Source organism: Sphingobacterium sp. NPDC055346 (assembly GCF_053645235.1).
Genome location: NZ_JBSHMI010000010.1, coordinates 78,217 through 93,243, shown reverse-complemented (window position 1 = coordinate 93,243; position 15,027 = coordinate 78,217). Strand labels below are relative to the sequence as shown.

General features: G+C 39.5%; 14 protein-coding genes. 5 read left to right on the top strand and 9 right to left on the bottom strand.

The window, feature by feature from the left end; genetic code table 11:
• Positions 1 to 104 precede the first annotated feature (104 nt).
• The 6 genes from carA to ACWICE_RS18345 all read right to left on the bottom strand — a co-directional run bounded on the left by carA (position 105) and on the right by ACWICE_RS18345 (position 7,639).
• Positions 105 to 1,205 (bottom strand): glutamine-hydrolyzing carbamoyl-phosphate synthase small subunit, encoded by a 1,101-nt coding sequence (gene carA, locus ACWICE_RS18370; protein ID WP_254529861.1) that lies wholly within the window; start codon positions 1,203 to 1,205, stop codon positions 105 to 107.
• A gap of 287 nt (positions 1,206 to 1,492) precedes the next feature.
• A complete protein-coding gene (gene rseP, locus ACWICE_RS18365; protein ID WP_185210433.1) occupies positions 1,493 to 2,803 on the bottom strand; it encodes an RIP metalloprotease RseP in 1,311 nt (436 codons plus the stop codon).
• Positions 2,804 to 2,841: 38 nt separating this feature from the next.
• A complete protein-coding gene (locus ACWICE_RS18360) occupies positions 2,842 to 4,002 on the bottom strand; it encodes a 1-deoxy-D-xylulose-5-phosphate reductoisomerase (protein WP_254529859.1) in 1,161 nt (386 codons plus the stop codon).
• A gap of 13 nt (positions 4,003 to 4,015) precedes the next feature.
• The gene (locus tag ACWICE_RS18355) at positions 4,016 to 4,804 is read right to left on the bottom strand and encodes a hypothetical protein (RefSeq protein WP_185218188.1); all 789 of its coding nucleotides are present in this window, start codon (positions 4,802 to 4,804) and stop codon (positions 4,016 to 4,018) included.
• Positions 4,805 to 4,920: 116 nt separating this feature from the next.
• Positions 4,921 to 7,041 (bottom strand): DPP IV N-terminal domain-containing protein, encoded by a 2,121-nt coding sequence (locus ACWICE_RS18350; protein WP_454298958.1) that lies wholly within the window; start codon positions 7,039 to 7,041, stop codon positions 4,921 to 4,923.
• Positions 7,042 to 7,300: 259 nt separating this feature from the next.
• Positions 7,301 to 7,639 carry a DUF3276 family protein gene (locus ACWICE_RS18345; RefSeq protein WP_093098970.1) on the bottom strand — a complete coding sequence of 113 codons (339 nt, stop codon included), beginning with the start codon at positions 7,637 to 7,639 and terminating at the stop codon, positions 7,301 to 7,303.
• A gap of 269 nt (positions 7,640 to 7,908) precedes the next feature.
• Between ACWICE_RS18345 and ACWICE_RS18340 the strand changes: the two genes are divergently transcribed.
• From ACWICE_RS18340 to ACWICE_RS18325, 4 genes are read left to right on the top strand one after another with little or no spacing between them, the layout of a single operon-like run.
• Entirely contained in the window at positions 7,909 to 8,784 is an 876-nt protein-coding gene (locus tag ACWICE_RS18340; RefSeq protein WP_185210437.1) for a LiaF transmembrane domain-containing protein, read from the top strand.
• An 8-nt stretch (positions 8,785 to 8,792) separates the two neighbouring features.
• Entirely contained in the window at positions 8,793 to 9,833 is a 1,041-nt protein-coding gene (locus ACWICE_RS18335) for a sensor histidine kinase (protein WP_185210438.1), read from the top strand.
• The gene (locus tag ACWICE_RS18330; RefSeq protein ID WP_185210439.1) at positions 9,830 to 10,573 is read left to right on the top strand and encodes a LytR/AlgR family response regulator transcription factor; all 744 of its coding nucleotides are present in this window, start codon (positions 9,830 to 9,832) and stop codon (positions 10,571 to 10,573) included. The genes ACWICE_RS18335 and ACWICE_RS18330 overlap by 4 nt, the downstream gene beginning before the upstream one ends.
• Positions 10,574 to 10,593: 20 nt before the next feature.
• Positions 10,594 to 12,030, top strand: a complete 1,437-nt coding sequence (locus tag ACWICE_RS18325) for a serine hydrolase (RefSeq protein WP_185218190.1) — start codon at positions 10,594 to 10,596, stop codon at positions 12,028 to 12,030.
• Between the two features lie 337 nt (positions 12,031 to 12,367).
• Here the strand turns inward: ACWICE_RS18325 and ACWICE_RS18320 are convergent, their stop codons facing one another.
• The 3 genes from ACWICE_RS18320 to ACWICE_RS18310 form a co-directional block, all read right to left on the bottom strand.
• Positions 12,368 to 12,742, bottom strand: coding sequence for a RidA family protein (locus tag ACWICE_RS18320; protein ID WP_185218191.1), 375 nt, complete (start codon positions 12,740 to 12,742; stop codon positions 12,368 to 12,370).
• Positions 12,743 to 12,816: 74 nt separating this feature from the next.
• Positions 12,817 to 13,245 (bottom strand): helix-turn-helix transcriptional regulator, encoded by a 429-nt coding sequence (locus tag ACWICE_RS18315; RefSeq protein WP_185210442.1) that lies wholly within the window; start codon positions 13,243 to 13,245, stop codon positions 12,817 to 12,819.
• 495 nt (positions 13,246 to 13,740) lie between these two features.
• Positions 13,741 to 14,238 carry a TlpA family protein disulfide reductase gene (locus ACWICE_RS18310; protein ID WP_454298957.1) on the bottom strand — a complete coding sequence of 166 codons (498 nt, stop codon included), beginning with the start codon at positions 14,236 to 14,238 and terminating at the stop codon, positions 13,741 to 13,743.
• A gap of 135 nt (positions 14,239 to 14,373) precedes the next feature.
• Between ACWICE_RS18310 and purN the strand changes: the two genes are divergently transcribed.
• A complete protein-coding gene (purN, locus tag ACWICE_RS18305; RefSeq protein ID WP_185210444.1) occupies positions 14,374 to 14,949 on the top strand; it encodes a phosphoribosylglycinamide formyltransferase in 576 nt (191 codons plus the stop codon).
• The last annotated feature ends 78 nt before the right edge of the window (positions 14,950 to 15,027 follow it).

Sequence of the window (15,027 nt, the reverse complement as noted above, 5' to 3'; positions counted from 1 at the left end):
AGACAAAACTAACCAGTCCAGCCTCCTATCCTTATCCATCGAATTTAAAAGCACAAAAAAGGTCGCAACTTAAAGATGCGACCTGATTTATATTTTATCTGAAATTATCCTTTTACCATAGCGATAAAATCATCGAACAGATATCTTGAATCGTGAGGACCTGGAGAAGATTCAGGGTGATATTGTACCGAGAATGCATTCTTACCTTTTACACGGATACCTTCGATCGAATTATCATTTAGGTTCACGTGCGTGATCTCTACTTTATCAGAGTTTTCAATATCTTCCGCTACAACACCAAAACCATGGTTTTGAGAAGTAATCTCACATTTATTAGCGATAATATTCTTTACAGGGTGGTTGATACCTCTATGTCCATTGTGCATTTTTTGCGTCCTGATATCATTTGCAAGTGCCAAGATTTGGTGACCAAGACAAATCCCGAACATTGGTTTATCAGCAGCTAAGATATCTTTAACGGTTTGGATCGCGTAATCCATTGCAGCAGGGTCACCAGGACCATTTGAAATGAAGTATCCATCAGGGTTCCACTCTTGCATTTCTGCAAATGTAGTCTTTGCAGGGAAAACCTTTGCATACACCTGACGAGAATCAAAGTTCCTTAAGATGTTCTTTTTGATCCCTAAATCCAATACAGCGATACGAGTAGGAGCACCTTCTTCACCATAGTAATATGGTTCCTTAGTAGAAACACGGGAAGAAAGTTCTAAACCGTCCATAGAAGGCACCTTAGCCAATTCTGCTTTCAAGGAGTCTACATCTAGGTTCTCAGAAGAGATGATCGCATTCATCGCACCTTTACTACGGATATGACGAACCAAAGAACGCGTATCGATATCAGAGATACCCACCAAATTCTCTTCCTCGAAATAATTCTGGATAGATTGGTCAGCCATTTTACGGCTGTAGTTGATGTTATAGTTCTTACAAACTAAACCTGCAATCTGAATCTCTTTAGACTCTTCATCCTCATCATCGATACCATAGTTTCCGATATGCGCATTGGTCGTAACCATAATCTGTGCATAATAGGAAGGATCAGTAAAGATCTCTTGGTAGCCAGTCGTACCAGTGTTGAAACAAATCTCACCTGTAGTAGTACCGATCTTTCCTGCGGCCTTACCATGAAAAACTGTTCCATCCTCTAGGACTAAAATTGCTGGCAATTTGCTGTAGTTGGTCATTCTTATTTCTAGTTAAAACGTATCACTAATTTACTGATAGATTTCCTTAACTCCTAAACATAAAAAAAGCCCAAACGGGCTAACAGATCAATTAATATATTGACGAGAAGTAGAAACTACTTTTTGAAATGCTATTGGGTAGAAGGTCTCTTTCATTTTTATCGGGAGACAAAGGTACAAATTATTTTAATTCGCAAACAATAGTTTTTTAATTTATTCTCTACCTTATTTCCATTAAAAAAGCCCTGTGGTTATACACCGCAGGGCTTCCTATATCTTTGAATAGATTACTTCGTCAATTTGAAAATATCGTTTCCAAAAACGAATATCATCAGTGCGATAATGATGAAGAACCCAACGATCTGGGCTTTCTCCAAGAACTTATCACTCAATGGCTTCCCTTGAATCATCTCAATCAACAAGAAGATCACGTGTCCACCATCCAATGCTGGGATTGGCAAGATATTCATAAAGGCCAAGGCCATGGAAAGCATACCTACCAGACTCCAGAACCTTAACCAATCCACCTCAGTACCGAACATGGTTGCAATCCCTACCGGGCCTGAAAGCGCTTTGTCAGCACGCACCTCACCTTTGAAAATCTTTCCGAAGCCTTTGATGTTATCCGTAATCACCGAGAAAGCTTTGCTTGCACCCAGCGGCAAGGACTCCATAAAGCCATATTTATGCTGAACTACCGGAAGGTTTAGGAAACCTAGGGTAGCAGAACTATCTGCAGCTGCTGTTAAAGCCATTGGACTTCCTTTACGAACAATATCCAAATTTACTTCCTTATTCTTATTCGCTGCCAATTCAGATTTGAATTGATCCAATTGCTGCACTTGAACCCCATTGATCGAAACAATGCTATCCCCTACTTGCAATCCCATCTTCTCCGCCCTGCTATTCTTCTCGACCATCGTTACGGGAAGCATCTTGAACATAGGCTGAACCAACTCGTTCTTCTTATGTTCAGAGACATCATTCAGGATATCGCTGGGCAATTTTATCTCCATTTGCTGACCTGCACGATCAACCGTCAACACCGCATCACCCATCAACACGTCCGAAGTCAACAGATCTTGATAGAATAGATTCGCTTTTTTACCATTTACGGCAAGGATCTTATCCCCTTCTTTCAAGCCAACCTTTTCACCGATAATGCCCGGTTTTACACCGTAAAGCTGCGTGTTGTTAAAGTCGGTAGTTCCATATTTAAAGGTCAACATCCAGAAAACCACGATACCCACGATAATATTGACAATGATACCGCCCAGCATGACGATCAAACGTTGCCAAGCCGGTTTAGAACGGAATTCCCATGGCTGTGGCTCGCCTTTCATCTGTTCGGTATCCATCGATTCATCGATCATACCTGCAATCTTCACATAACCACCCAATGGCAACCAGCCCACACCATACTCACAGCCTTTATAATTGAATTTGAACAATTTCACACCCCAGGCATCAAAGAAAAGATAAAACTTCTCCACCTTGATTCCGAATGCCCGAGCAGCTAGAAAGTGCCCGAGCTCATGCAAGATGATTAATAATGACAAGCCTAAAAGTACTTGCCCAATCATGATTACAATTCCCATTGATTATATTTTTATTATTTTATTTACTATTTAATTATTTAAATACGTTCTATTAAACTTCGTGCCACAGTCCGGCTTTCCAAATCGAACTGTAAATAATCCTCTAAACTTAACGTTTTTTGTGATTTCACCTGACACAATGTCTCTTCAATGATTTCACTCATCTGTAAAAAACCAACCTGGTCATTCAAAAAAGCATCTACGACAACTTCATTGGCACCATTCAGCACACAGGCTGCATTACCACCAGCTTCAAGGGCCTGAAATGCCAACTTCAGGTTTCTGAAAACCTCCATATCGGGCTGTTCAAAAGTCAAATTTGGGTAGTCCAAGAAGCTAAAGCGCTTAAAGTTATTTTCAAATCGCTGCGGATAGGTCAAGGCATATTGAATAGGGAGCTTCATGTCCGGCAAGCCCAACTGAGCTTTCAGGGAACCATCTTCAAATTGCACCAGCGAATGGATAATGGATTGCGGATGGATAATGACATCGATCTGGTCATACTCTAAACCAAACAGCCATTTGGCCTCAATCACTTCCAATCCTTTATTCATCAGAGAAGCCGAGTCAATGGTTATTTTAGCTCCCATTGTCCAATTCGGATGCTTCAAAGCTTGCGCTTTCGTCACCGACTTTAAATCTTCGATTGATTTCCCACGGAAGGGACCTCCCGAGGCTGTAAGGATAATCTTCTCTATAGGGTTAGCTTCCTCACCGGCCAGGCATTGAAATATAGCCGAATGTTCTGAGTCAACCGGCAACAGTTTAACCTGATGTTTTTCAACCAAGCCTGTAATCAGTTCCCCAGCAACCACCAAAGTCTCTTTATTGGCCAGAGCGATATCCTTACCCGATTCAATAGCCGCAACGGTAGGCCTTAGCCCAACCGCACCAACTACCGCTGTCAGGACGATATCTATATCATCCCGCTGCACGGTCTCCACCAGTGCATCTTCACCGAACAGGACTTCGATGCCCTTGCCCTGCAAAGTATCGCTTACCTTCTCAAAAGCCGTCTTTTCACAAACGACCACTGCAGCTGGCCTGAACTTAAGAGCCTGTTGAATCAATAAATCGGCGTTTCTTCCGGCAGATAGTACAGTAATCGAAAAATGATCAGGATATTGTTCTACTACTTCTAAGGTCTGTGTCCCAATACTGCCCGTAGAACCTAATATGGCTAATTTCCTTTTACTCAAAACTTAAATGATTTTATATAATGTTATCCATAAGGGAAGGATCAGAACTGCCCTTATAGGCTTTAATCATGTCAATATACACAATTGACATAACAACGCTGACCACAGGAATAATCACAAAGGAATTGATAAGACTCAAGATCTTTGAAACCAGGGAATACCCCATGTATTCAGTACCTAATTGTAGTAGATGAGTGAATGCAATAATAAAGATAATGGCCAATAGCCTCAAAACATTCCCCTTCGTCATCGCCAGACTGAACCGATATGACTTAAAGGTATTGAAGCCATTCTCCACGATGAAGAATGGAAAGAAAGTGGTCCTGATCAATACGAACAACATGATTACACCTGTCAAGAATGGGTGAATCTCGGTCTGAACCGTATTCATGTTCACACCTAAATACAATAGAGGGAATAATGCCACATACATAACGATGTAAACCACAAATGCGATCAAACTGTACAGCAATAATCCCAAGATGTAATAGCAAAATTGAGACATGGTCGGCAGGTAGTCCATCAAGCCATGGCTTTTCTCATCTTTAGCCAAGAAAATAGCCTTCTTTAAAAGCACCAATTGCAGACCAAAATAGATAGCCACAAACAGCAGCAACAAAAGCACTTTCACGATCAGATTCGAAGAATCCAAATACATCGCTAGAAAAGATGAAAGGTTAGAGGTTACAAAAATTAAAAAACATAGCCCAGCGATAGAAATATAATTCCTCATGAGGATATCTATTGCTCTTAAAACAACGTCGTTAGCTTTAAATGTAATGTCTTTTAGAAAATCTAGCATGGCATAAATAATATTGCAAATATGATAATTTTTTCGGTGGAATCAATTTTTTTGAAGCGCTATATGTTATAAAAAAAGGCTAAGATTTTATATTCTTAGCCTTTTATCGACAATTCTTACCTTAAATTTTCTGGAACAGGTTTGTCCAATAGGTATTGGTAATAAAACCTTGTTCTTTCCTTGAAATCATAAGCGCTTTTCGAACGATTGAATCCATGTCTGCTTCCAGGATAGATCATCAGTTCAAATGGAACCGCCCTATCGGTCAATGCATCCACCAACTGAATTGTATTTTGCATATGCACGTTATCATCCATATCGCCATGCATGATACGCAACCTACCTTTGTATTGATTTACATAAGGCAAAATAGAACCATTTTTATATCCTTCAGGGTTAGATTGAGGGGTATCCATCCAACGCTCGGTATAATGGGTATCATATAATTCCCAACTCGTCACCGGTGCACCCGCAATTCCGTAGTCAAAGTAATCGGCACCTTTGGTCAACGCCAGACAGGTCATGTAACCACCATAACTATGTCCGGTGATCAACAATTTATCTTTAGCTACAAAAGGCTTAGCTTTCAACCATTTGGCAACGGTGATATAATCTACCAGCTCCCAGTTTCCTAGGTTTCTGTGCATCCATGCCACACCCTGCTTTCCAAAATGGCCAGAAGCCCTATGGTCCGCTTCAATTTGAATGATCCCTTCTTGAGACCAATATTCACCATTCACACCTTTCCAGGTATTTCTCACGGTACCCGCATCAGGGCCTCCATAGATACTCATGATCACAGGATACTGTTTCGTTTCGTCAAAATCCGTAGGATAAGTGATGATCAATGGAAGATTAAACTTCCCATCTTCCGAGGGGATAGTCATGTACTCGCGTTTTGCCACTTTATAGTTTGCATAATCATCAGCTTTGCTATCCGCCAATTCTTTCAAAACCTTTCCTTTGTTATCCAAAAGGGCAACCTTATTTGGCGTGTGGATATTGGAATAGTTCGTGATGAAATATTTTCCATCTGGCGACACCAATACATTGTGCGTATAGTCACCAAAGGTCAAACGCTGCATATTTTTGCCATCAAAACCGATTCTATATAGATCCTTGGTTGCTGAATTCTCTTTTCTCGCAGAAAAATAAAGGACTTTACCTTTCTCATCGATACGCTCAATGGAAGTCACCTGCCAATCCCCCTGTGTAATAGGGTTAAGCAATTTACCATCCAAGGTATATAGGTAGTAATGTGCCCATCCCGTTTTATCCGATTTCAGGATATAGTGTTTGTTATCTGCCAAATAAGTGATTCGCTCATCATGGTCTAAATTGATCCATGTTGGCTGTTCCTCATTATAGATTTCCGTTTTTTGTCCATTATCAGGGTTTACTGCATAGAACTTCAAGGTATTTTGCTCCCTGTTCATCCATTGCACCATGATCGATTGACTGTCAAAGCTCCAGTAAGGCTGTCCAAAGTATTGATCATCTTTCTCGTTGAAATCAGCCCAAACGATTGGAGAACCCTCAACTTTCACAAACCCTACCTTTACCTCAGGGTTAGGGTCGCCTGCTTTAGGATATCGAGTTTCTTCGAGGTAGCCGTGCTGACCTTTCGAAACATAGATCGGGAACATGGGAACCTTGCTGTCATCAAAGCGCATAAAAGCAATTTCCTTACTATCAGGAGACCACCAGAAAGCCCTATAATTGGTTGGGCGACCTAAGATTTCCTCATAATAGACCCAAGAAGACCAACCGTTGTAGATTACGTCTGTCCCATCTGTGGTATAGCGAACCTCTTTACCAGAGGATATTTCCAAACCATACAAATCGCTTTTCCTTGTAAAAGCTACATATTTACCGTCAGGCGACAGGGTTGGATTTTGCTCTTCCATATCCGGGGAATTCGTCAATTTCTTGGCCTCTCCTTCCGGATATTGGATAAAAACATCCTTGTCCTTTACAAAAACCTGCGTCGAGCTGTTCACAGGATAGCTGTAACTTTCTTTTTTTCCAGTCTTTACATTGACTTTGAAGAGCTGATTGTTTGCCCTTTCTATATAATGATTGGCATCGGCCCAACCTTCAAAACGACTGATCGTCTTGGTTAATGAAGGTGCTTGGTTCCAAGCCTGTTCATAGGATAATTTTTTCGTTTGTGCCTCTGCCCCTGCTGTCGACAAGATAAACAGCGTAAGACAAGCCGCTGAAAACAACTTGTTCATATGATTTCGTAATTAGTAATTTGTTTCAATAAATCTTCGAAAATAGGAAATTCTAACCGATCTAGTTAAATAATACCTGTAACATATTTAACGAAATCGATAGCATAAAATACAATGGGGTCAAACGGATATTATTGGGGGATTATCATGTAGAGCATCATGCTGTCCGTCAATAATGGAAATGCAAAGCCGATGCAGCTGCCAATAAAAAAGAGCCACTAAATTTTAGTGGCCCATTAATTATGTATTCAAAACTAAATTAAAAAGAGTAATTGTCTTTTTGTACTAGTTCGCCATTGTTCTCAAAACCATTTTCGTCTTGATTTGGCTCATATCTTTTTTCAACAACTTCTTGGTTAGCTTTAATGTATTCAACTACATCCTGAAGGCCTTCTGCAAACTTTTCAAAGTCTTCTTTATAAAGGAAGATCTTGTGTTTAATAAACTGTCCGTCTTCGAAACGCTTTTTACTTTCTGTAATTGTCACATAATAGTCGTTCGAGCGAGTGGCTTTCACATCAAAAAAATAAGTACGTTTGCCCGCTCTCACCTTTTTTGAAAATACCTCTTCACGCTCTTTATTGTCAAAATCTCCCATTAGATTAATATAAAATTTAAGTTTAACCCTCTATTTTCAGTCATAAATATATAATATTTAATTTCAATCATCCAAATTTTATTTAAAAATTATTGTTATAATAATTAAAAATTTGCACCAGATTTGAAGAGATCGCAAATTGAATTCGGATTTTTACCGATTAAATACAGTTATTCACCGAAAAAAATGCCCAAGAGACCTATTTGCTCTGTGGCTATGCTTATATTCGCTATACTTTTGAGTAAACTAATTCAAAAGGAAACAATATCATGAATAATCAAACAACGAAAACAGATTACGAAAAGCCACCTAAAAACAACAAATCTTCCAACTTAGTCGGATTTATCATTGTTTTTTTAGGAGTAGCCATCCTATTCAAAAACCTGAACATGGGCAATATCATCCCGAATTGGATGTTCGGATGGGAAACCATCTTGATCGTCATCGGTCTGGTAATCGGGGTCAATTCAAAATTTGAAAAGAAATCCTCTATCGTCCTGATCATTATCGGTTCAGTATTCTTACTAAAGAACGAATTGGATATCCACTTAGGTAGGTTCTTGATCCCTGCTGCTGCTATTGCACTGGGCTTCTACTTGATCAATCGTAACAAAAGCACCCCGCAATTGCCTCCAACGACTCCTCCACGCAACGATGAGTACGACTGGGACAAACGCGTAAACCAAGACTATCAAGGGAATACCGAAGGACCAACTAACCCTGGTACCCAAAACCCTAACGACTCCTATGCTCAGGCCACCGGTACTGAGCATAGGCCATACGGAAGAAAATTCCTGCCCGATTTCGAAAACTACCTGAAAGTAGATAACTTCTTCAGTGACACCAAAAAGGTCATCCTGAGCAAAAATTTCTTGGGTGGCAATATCACATCGGTATTTGGAAGCACTCAGTTGAACTTTCTACAGGCAGATCTGAAACAACCTGTTGTGATAGATACCTTCCAATTGTTTGGAAGCACCAAAATCATCGTCCCTACCAATTGGAAAGTCTATTCAAACGTATCTTCTATTTTTGGAGAGGTAGACGACAGAAGACCCATGATCGAAGTCGTTACGGATGAGAACAAAAAGATCTATATCACTGGTACATCCCTATTCGGAGGATTAACCATTAAGAACAGTTAGTTTAAGGCATGCAAAAACCCATTAGTGAACAATCCAAACGCTATGTAATCCATGCCTCCTCGTGGATTATTTGTGTTTTATATTTCCTTATTGTTTATGGACTTTTGCTTTGGTCAAACATTGCCAAGGTCACTGCTGCTTACGATGCAGTCATTGGCGCCTTGACCATGACCGGAATCTCCTATCTGATCTATAGTACCCTCCAGTTCTATCTTCCGAACAACAAGAACTATTGGAAGCTTTTTTCCATGGCCGCAATCTTCTCAGCCATCAGTGTTCTCATCATCCGCATTTTGATTATTCAGCTTTCCCCCGATGAAAACCTGGTCTATTTAGATTTTAGCCTTCCGTTTCGCTTTGTGATCAACTTCTTGATCATTACTTGCGTCATGACCATCAATATCTTCTGGAATATCCAGGAAGAACTCGTATTCAACAAAAGACGAAAGGACGAAAGTGAGCGCATGGTTCGCGATGCCGAGCTCTACAACTTAAGACAGCAACTGCAACCCCACTTTCTATTCAATAGCTTAAATTCCATTATCGCCTTAATCGGCAGCAAACCTACGGAAGCCCGGAACATGGTCTTCCAACTTTCAGACTTCCTTCGTGGTACCATGAGAAAGGATGAAAAACAGTTTACCACCGTAGAAGAAGAAATAAATCATTTAAGCTTATATTTGGATATTGAAAAAGTAAGGTTCGGACATCGACTGAGTACCGAATTTGATTATGATGAAAGCGTTCTCAATGGCAAGATCCCTGTAATGATCCTGCAGCCATTGGTAGAAAACGCCATTAAATTCGGCCTTTACAATGTGACGGACCAAGTAACCATTAGAACCAGTATCCATTTAGAAAACAATATGTTAACCATCCAAATCAGCAATCCCTTCGAACAGGATCAACCTGAACAGAAAAAAGGAACTGGCTTTGGCTTGACCAGCATTCAGCGAAGACTGTACCTCCTTTTTGGCAGGACTGACCTATTGGAAACAGCTGTCGATGGAAATACATTTATATCCACCCTAAGAATCCCTCAACTATGATAAAGACAATCCTTATAGACGACGAACCATTGGCAAGAAGCATGGTCCTTGAATATCTAAAAGAACACCCAGATTTTGAAGTATTGGCCGAATGCAATGATGGATTCGAAGGCGTAAAGGCTATACAGCAATTCCAACCTGATTTGGTGTTCCTGGACATTCAAATGCCTAAATTGACCGGATTCGAAATGCTGGAACTGTTGGACAACCAGCCCCATGTCATTTTTACGACTGCTTTTGATGAATATGCACTCAAGGCCTTTGAGAAAAACGCCGTGGACTATCTGTTGAAGCCAATTAGACCGGATCGCTTTCAAAAGGCTATTGACAAATTCAAGGCCTCTTTCAATAGCCATCAAGCACCAAAAATAGACTCTGCCAAGCTCCAAGAATCCATGGAAGAGGATACTTCCTTGGAACGCATCGTGGTTAAAACGGGTAACCAAATCAAGATTATCCCGGTCCAACAGATCAATTTCCTGGAAGCCTATGATGATTATGTGAAAATCCATACCCCTGACGGCATGTTCTTAAAGAACAAGACCATGAGCTCCTTTGAGAAACAACTGGATGCTAAACAATATGTCAGGGTCCACCGTTCCTTTATCGTAAAAGTCGATCAACTCCAAAAGATAGAACCCATGGAAAAGGACAGCTATATTGCCACCCTCCTAACCGGTGAAAAGGTCAATATCAGCAAGTCTGGCTATGCAAGATTAAAGCAAGTTATAGGTTTATAATTTGTTTTGTATTTTTGGGCATGAGAATTAAAGCGATCAACCTCCTCATTATCCTAGTTTTATCTTGTTTGGGCACAGTGAAAGCCCAGACGGTTGACGAGAATAACAACAGAGCCGTATTCAATAGAATTGAATTTTTCTTCAATTCCCAGCAAGTTGACTCCATCTACAATCTTGCCAGCGATGATTTTAAACAAAACATCAGCAAGGAAAAGATGGCTGAATTACTGGACAATCTTTTTATCCTAGGCCGCATCGAGAATGTGACTAAAACAGGGTTTAGCAGAGGATTGGCAACCTATAAAGTGGAATTGCAACAGGAAACCCTGACCATGCAACTTGCCATTGACTCCAACATGAGGTACAATACCTTTTTAATAAAACCTTATTCCCCTGATGAGGCACCAAAAAAGGAAGAAATCCTTTCCAATGTAGAAGCTAAAAGTCCTTTGGATCAATACATCGACTCGGTAGCACGCAATTATGCGAAAAATGGAAATGCGCATTCCCTTGCGGTTGCTGTCATTCATCAAAACAAGATCAATACATTTTTCTATGGTGAAACCACTCCGGGAAACAACACGCTTCCTGATGCCAATACCTTATATGAAATCGGTTCGGTAACTAAAACTTTTACGGCTACCTTATTGGCAGAGATGGTCAATAAAGGAACTATTTCCCTGGAAGACAGCATCGCAAAATTTCTACCAGATTCCGTAGCTCAAAATCCTGATGTGCAAAAAATCACGTTCAAGATGTTGGCAAACCATACCTCAGGACTACCAAGGCTTGCAGATAACTGGAATAAGGTTCCTAAATTCTCCAGCAGTGATCCCTATGCTGCATATGATAAAAAAGCACTGTATGCATTCCTAAAAGGCTTCAAATCCAAAGAAGAGGCAGGAACGGTCTACGAGTACAGCAATCTAGGCTATGGCTTATTAGGCGAACTCTTATCGACCATTTCGAAAAAGCCATATATGACCATGGTCAAGGAAATGATCTTGACCCCCTTAGAAATGACAAACAGCACGGATAAATTGAACCCGAAGGAAAAAAACATCGCTCCACCATTTGATGGAGAAGGCCAACAGGTTCCTTTCTGGAACTTCCAGGCCATAACCGCAGCAGGCTCCCTGAAATCAAGTGTAAATGACCTTCTACGATATACCATTGCACAATTGACCTACCCGGAAACTGATGTTCAAAAAGCCATGAACCTGACCAAACAGTTCACCTTCTTCGTGCCACCTAACAGTGACATCGGTCTGGCTTGGCACATGAACATGTTGGATGGCGTTATTTACTACCACCATACTGGAGCAACAGCTGGTTCAAATGCATTTGTAGGTTTTGTACCCGATGAAAAATCGGTGGTGATTATGCTTTCCAACTCAAGCAATGAATTGGGAAAGGTAGGCACAGCTTTATTGGAAAAAGTACTTTCTACGAAATAACCTTGCTGAGTATTAGCTTTAACACTTAGATTCACCATGCCAATCGCCAAAATTAACTGGCGTTAGATAAAATAAAAATAAAGGGAGATTTCCAGTGGAAACCTCCCTTTTTCATTGTTTAGTTCTCTTATTAATTTACATTCCAATTTCAAGATCCATCCTGGGATAAAAATTTACATTGGAGATAAAATGAAGAAAAAAACCAATCGCTTTTTCATCTTTAACCTTATCCGGAACCTCCTAAGAAAGAAAATAAACTAGTTTTCCTTCAGGGACGCTACTAAACTCAATTACTCGAATGAAAAGGAATATACGGGTTTAATAAATGTGTGCAACACTAAACTTCTGCGATCAAGTCTACCTCGAGCATATATCCATGACGTAATTCAGCAACCGGAACAACTGTCCGGGCAGGCTTATGTTTACCAATAAAATCGGCAAACAGAGCATTGAATTGGGGGCAATATTTCACATCACAGACATAGGCTGTAACCTTGACAATCTTCGACATACTGCTCGAAGAAGCTAATAGAATATTCTCAATGTTCTGAAATACAACAGTAAATTGACTTTCGAAATCATCTTGTTCGTGATGTTTTCCATCTGCCGATATGGGCAACTGACCCGACACAAACAGAAAATGATTTGATACTATGGCTGTACTATAATGTCCATTTGGTTTTGGCAGTCGGTTTCCCTGTAATATTTTCATGTTAAACAATTGATTTTATTCGCTTGTTACAAAATAAACCTATGCTTAAAATTTAAAATAGAACGATATTAGCGTCAGTTCTTCTGTAACTCCTTAGGCAAGAATCCAATCATTTGACGAAAGTACCTCGTAAAATGGCTTTGATCCGAGAAACCACACAAAAAAGCTATCTCTGTTAGCGAATAACCGCTAAAATGCATCAATTCAACTGCTCGAATAATCCTAATTTTCCGCTGGTACAGGAGTACTGTACTACCTGCATATTTTTCGAAATATTTCGATATTGTTACTTTATGAACCGCACACAGATTGGATAACTCTTCCAGAGTGATGTGTTTATTCCAATGTTCTTTGATATAATCCTTGGCAATATTTACCCAGTTCGGAAATTGGCTCAGCACCAATTGCTTCTGAGGTCCTAAATCAAGTGACATAATCAAAGTTTCTACCGCCATAAAAGATTCCTTATCGCGATAAGCTAATTCCTTATAAATGTTAATCATAAATAAATGTATACTTCAACCCCAATTGTAATTTCTTGGCCATTACAATATTTTATTATCGACTGGCTGATATTCGCAAAGACTAAAGAATTTTGAAAATGTTTAATGCGGCTTGAAAATATATTTTCCACTTATACGAACCTTGAGTTAAATTACCCCCAAAGAAATAAATACCATTCATTTCCAGCAATTTATCGCCCCGTAAAATTCAAATATCATCAATTGTTTGTTCAAAAATGTTTTTAAAATTTGATTTCAGCTTTCTTTTAGGTCTTCACATTCGCACAAATCGTTGCCTGCATCTATGTTATCTCCAAAACCAAGATCCTTTTTGTTAGAATTTACTATCTACTACCAATCAAGGACAGTTTTTTCCTTAAAAACTTTCAATATGTAAATATATGAAAACAATTAAATAAGTAATATCACTTTATTTTATTAGGAAAATTTTAGAAATATAAAGTAAAATATAGGAAATATAAGGTTTTTAATGCTCTAGTCCTGTTTTTGAAGGTACGGAAGTAGCGTTTCTACACGGTTTTCACCGTCGAATTGTTTGATTATTTGTAGAGATTCGGCCTCATAGATATAGGTCGAAGGAAAATTTTTGGGATTAAAACTTAAAATAAATTCGCCTTCAGGATCGTAGAGGAATTTGACACGCTTGTCATTTCGCAAACCTTTTGCAAACATATTGATATACCCATCCACCAATGGTTTTTCCTGCATGGATATAAAGTAGAAATCTACATCATCCCGAATCGTACCCAAGGACTCGGCAATGCCCTGACCAAGCTCTTGGCAATGCCCACAGCCAGGATCAAACAGGATAAATACCTGGGTATGCTTATGGTTTAATGAGTCAGAAGTAAACTTCGACCCCGTATTCATATCACTAAACTTGGAAAATGAAGGCATCCTCTCCGGAACCTGCCCTACCGACAAGCCAACGGTTGCAAAAACAGCCAATAGGACTAAGATAATATTCTTCATAACCTGATATTTTGAGCTTAATGTCCCTAAATCTAACAAAAAATACCCCAATATGGAGGTCAAACCGCCCTTTATTGGAAAAAATCAGCTATATTTGTGAAAAATTAAAGTTAAATTTTCAAACGATAACACACTGTGAAAAAGCGTATTGCTATCTTTGCTTCTGGTTCTGGATCGAATGCTCAAAAGATCATGGAGCATTTTAAATACTCTGACAGCGCCGAAGTTGCCTTAGTCCTAAGTAACAACCCAGATGCATATGTTTTACAACGTGCAGATAATTTCGAAATCCCTACGCATGTTTTTGATAAGCACGACTTCTACCAAACAGATGAAATCGTTGACTTGTTAAAAAGACTTGAAATTGATTTAGTAGTATTAGCTGGATTCCTGTGGTTAGTTCCTGAAAACCTTTTAAAAAGCTTTCCAAACAAAATTATCAATATACATCCTGCCCTATTGCCAAAATTTGGCGGAAAAGGCATGTATGGGGATAAAGTGCATAAAGCAGTATTGGCAGCCGGTGAAGACGAACACGGAATTACCATTCACTTTGTAAATGAAAATTTCGATGAAGGAGAGATCATTCATCAGGCACGCTTCCGGGTAGAACCAGGAGATACTTTGGAAATACTAAAGTTCAATGGCCAACAACTTGAACACGCCCATTACCCTAAAGTGATCGAGAACCTGTTGAAAAAATACAACTAAGGATTACAAAGCTTAGAATCATAAAATATAATATAGGAGCTACCTTAGGAAAAGCTTCTTTTTCATTATCTTCGAGAC

What these genes read in the sequence shown, in the direction of transcription:
- carA (WP_254529861.1), bottom strand. Translation starts at nt 1,205, where the DNA reads ATGACCAACTACAGCAAATTGCCAGCAATTTTAGTCCTAGAGGATGGA.
- rseP (WP_185210433.1), bottom strand. Translation starts at nt 2,803, where the DNA reads ATGGGAATTGTAATCATGATTGGGCAAGTACTTTTAGGCTTGTCATTA.
- ACWICE_RS18355 (WP_185218188.1), bottom strand. Translation starts at nt 4,804, where the DNA reads ATGCTAGATTTTCTAAAAGACATTACATTTAAAGCTAACGACGTTGTT.
- ACWICE_RS18350 (WP_454298958.1), bottom strand. Translation starts at nt 7,041, where the DNA reads ATGAACAAGTTGTTTTCAGCGGCTTGTCTTACGCTGTTTATCTTGTCG.
- ACWICE_RS18345 (WP_093098970.1), bottom strand. Translation starts at nt 7,639, where the DNA reads ATGGGAGATTTTGACAATAAAGAGCGTGAAGAGGTATTTTCAAAAAAG.
- ACWICE_RS18340 (WP_185210437.1), top strand. Translation starts at nt 7,909, where the DNA reads ATGAATAATCAAACAACGAAAACAGATTACGAAAAGCCACCTAAAAAC.
- ACWICE_RS18335 (WP_185210438.1), top strand. Translation starts at nt 8,793, where the DNA reads ATGCAAAAACCCATTAGTGAACAATCCAAACGCTATGTAATCCATGCC.
- ACWICE_RS18330 (WP_185210439.1), top strand. Translation starts at nt 9,830, where the DNA reads ATGATAAAGACAATCCTTATAGACGACGAACCATTGGCAAGAAGCATG.
- ACWICE_RS18325 (WP_185218190.1), top strand. Translation starts at nt 10,594, where the DNA reads ATGAGAATTAAAGCGATCAACCTCCTCATTATCCTAGTTTTATCTTGT.
- ACWICE_RS18320 (WP_185218191.1), bottom strand. Translation starts at nt 12,742, where the DNA reads ATGAAAATATTACAGGGAAACCGACTGCCAAAACCAAATGGACATTAT.
- ACWICE_RS18315 (WP_185210442.1), bottom strand. Translation starts at nt 13,245, where the DNA reads ATGATTAACATTTATAAGGAATTAGCTTATCGCGATAAGGAATCTTTT.
- ACWICE_RS18310 (WP_454298957.1), bottom strand. Translation starts at nt 14,238, where the DNA reads ATGAAGAATATTATCTTAGTCCTATTGGCTGTTTTTGCAACCGTTGGC.